4 protein-coding genes are annotated in these 2771 nt (G+C 70.8%); all 4 read right to left on the bottom strand.

Features of this window, described 5'->3' with window-relative positions; genetic code table 11:
* Positions 1-268 (bottom strand): translation initiation factor IF-2 N-terminal domain-containing protein (locus JNW98_RS35420; protein WP_223772368.1); only part of this gene is annotated, 268 nt, incomplete at its 3' end.
* 181 nt (positions 269-449) lie between these two features.
* Positions 450-728: a YlxR family protein gene (locus JNW98_RS35415; protein ID WP_223772367.1), complete on the bottom strand. Its 279-nt coding sequence runs from the start codon at positions 726-728 to the stop codon at positions 450-452.
* A 236-nt stretch (positions 729-964) separates the two neighbouring features.
* Positions 965-1957, bottom strand: coding sequence for a transcription termination factor NusA (nusA, locus tag JNW98_RS35410; protein WP_223772366.1), 993 nt, complete (start codon positions 1955-1957; stop codon positions 965-967).
* Between the two features lie 2 nt (positions 1958-1959).
* Positions 1960-2493, bottom strand: coding sequence for a ribosome maturation factor RimP (gene rimP / locus JNW98_RS35405; protein ID WP_223772365.1), 534 nt, complete (start codon positions 2491-2493; stop codon positions 1960-1962).
* Between the last annotated feature and the right edge of the window lie 278 nt (positions 2494-2771).

Here is a 2771-nt window from a genome sequence, read left to right as displayed (position 1 = left end):
GGGCCGGTGCGGCGGGGCGCGGGGCGCCCGGAGTGGGCGCGCCGGGCTTCGCGGGGGCCGCCTTGCGCGGCGCCGCGGGCTTGGCAGCGGACTTGCCGGCGTTGCCGCCGGGCCCCTGCAGCGCGTCAGTCAGTTTACGGACGACCGGCGCCTCGATCGTCGAGGACGCCGAACGGACGAATTCACCAAGTTCTTGGAGCTTGGCCATGACGACCTTGCTCTCCACTCCGAACTCCTTGGCGAGTTCGTATACCCGGACCTTAGCCACTTCGCTCCTTCTAGGTCCGGGTTGTCAACCGGACCGTCGCTACTTCATGGGCGTACTCATCGCGTACTCATCGAGTGCTCATCGCAATCTCGACCTACTTCCAAATCGCGAGGTACCTGACCGCACGGGTACCGGGTACCCGTGCCTGGGACATCCCCGCTGATGCGGGGTCCAACTCTTCTTACCGCTCGATCGTCTCGATGTGACGGCGCAGTTCCGCGGTGTCCAGCGGTCCCGGGCTTTTGAAGGCCCGGGGGAACGCCCGGCGGCGGACCGCCAGGTCGAGACAGACCAGTGTGGGGTGCACGGAGGCACCCCGGCCGGGCAGCGTACCGCGCGGATCGGGGACGCAGGCGTCCTCGATCAACACGATCCGCAGCAGATCGCCCTTGGCCGCTCGCTCCCGGCACCCCACACAGGTGCGCTGAGGGCATACGCGGGCATGCGTCCGGCCAGACACTGGTTAAGTCTACCTCCCCGAGCCGAGCTCACCCCTTTGGGGCACAGATCGGCTACGTATGCCTTTTGACTCGTGGCGGATTCTCGTCGGATCCGCGTCCGGTCCGCGGTGGATTTCCGCCACCGCGGCGGCGGACGGCGGCGGCGAGCGCCGGGGGCAAGGCACCGCGGTACCGGCGCCGGCTCTCCGCCGCGCGCCCCCGAGTGCTTCCGCCCGCCGGCGCTCGCCGCAGGCGCTTACTCCGGCTTGTCCTGCTGCTCGGTGTCCGGCCGGATGTCGATCCGCCAGCCGGTGAGCCGCGCGGCCAGGCGGGCGTTCTGCCCCTCCTTGCCGATGGCGAGCGACAGCTGGTAGTCCGGGACGGTCACCCGGGCCGAGCGGGCGGCGAGGTCCACGACCTCCACCTTGCTCACCCGGGCGGGGGACAGCGCGTGGGCGACGAGCTCGGCCGGGTCGTCCGACCAGTCGACGATGTCGATCTTCTCGCCGTTGAGCTCCGCCATCACCGCGCGGACGCGGCCGCCCATCGGGCCGATGCAGGCGCCCTTGGCGTTCAGCCCGGAGCGGGTCGAACGGACGGCGATCTTGGTGCGGTGGCCGGCCTCGCGGGCGATGGCGGCGATCTCCACCGAGCCGTCGGCGATCTCCGGGACCTCCATGGCGAAGAGCTTCTTCACCAGGTTGGGGTGGGTCCGCGAGAGCGTCACGGACGGGCCGCGGACGCCCTTGGCGACCCGCACCACGTAGGTGCGTAGCCGGGTGCCGTGCGTGTAGTCCTCGCCGGGGACCTGCTCCTGCACCGGCAGGATGGCCTCCAGCCTGCCGATGTCGACCAGGACGTTCTTGGGGTCCTTGCCCTGCTGGACGACGCCGGCGACGACGTCGCCCTCGCGGCCCGCGAACTCACCGAAAGTGATCTCGTCCTCGGCGTCGCGCAGACGCTGGAGGATGACCTGCTTGGCGGTGGTCGCGGCGATCCGGCCGAAGCCGGACGGGGTGTCGTCGAACTCGCGGGGCTCCTCGCCCTCGGCGAGGTCCTGCGGGTCCTCCTTGGCCCAGACCGTGACGTGGCCGGACGACCGGTCCAGCTCCACGCGGGCCCGGCGGCGGCTTCCCTCGGTGCGGTGGTACGCGATGAGGAGCGCCGACTCGATCGCCTCGACCAGCAGGTCGAAGGAGATCTCCTTCTCTCGCACCAGGCCCCGCAGGGCACTCATGTCGATGTCCACGGCTACGCCTCCTCTTGGTTCTCGTCGGTTTCCGCTTCGGCCTGCGTGGCCCCCGCACCGGACGGTCGGTTGAACTCGATCTCCACGCGGGCCTTCGCGATCTCGTCGAAGGCGAGCCGCCGGGCGGTGGGCTTGCGCCCCTTCACACCCGGCACTTCCACGTCCAGCCCCTCGTCGTCCACGGCGATGATCCGCGCGACCAGCTCGCCGCCCGCGGTGAGCTGGGCCTTGATCAGCCGGCCGGTCGCCCGGACGTAGTGCCGGTGCTCGGTGAGGGGGCGGTCGGCGCCCGGGGAGGTGACCTCCAGGACGTACGGCGCGCCGCCCATGACGTCGCTCTCGTCGAGCTTCGCGGAGACCTCGCGGCTCAGCTCGGCGCACTCGTCCAGCTGGACGCCTTCGTCGGAGTCGACCACGATGCGCAGCACACGCCGTTTTCCGGCCGGCGTCACTTCGACCTCTTCCAGATCCAGCTCCCGTGCGCTGACGAGAGGGGCGAGCAGCTCGCGGAGCCGCTCGCTCTGGGTGGTGCTCATCCGGGTGACTCCTCGGCCGCGTGTGCTGTTGTGGGAAAGTCGCGTGTCAGGTCAAAGCCTATCCGTTCCGGCACCCGGCTGACGATTCGGTGCCTTCGTCCGCGGGACACCCGCCGGGCGCCGGTACGCTCGCGAACGGTGATCACGACCCCTGGTCCCGCGACGGTGCCCCAACGACCACCGGCAGGAAGTGGAACGTGGCGTTCACGACGACGGCGCGGGCCCGCGGCGGCCCGCGGAGGCGCGTACTGCTGACGGGCGCGGCGGCGCTGCTGCTC

It is taken from the genome of Streptomyces huiliensis (genome assembly GCF_020037025.1).
In the GTDB taxonomy this organism is placed as follows: Bacteria; Actinomycetota; Actinomycetes; order Streptomycetales; family Streptomycetaceae; genus Streptomyces; species Streptomyces huiliensis.
The sequence above is the reverse complement of the archived record's forward strand: the minus strand, read 5'-3'. Positions and strand labels throughout refer to the sequence as shown.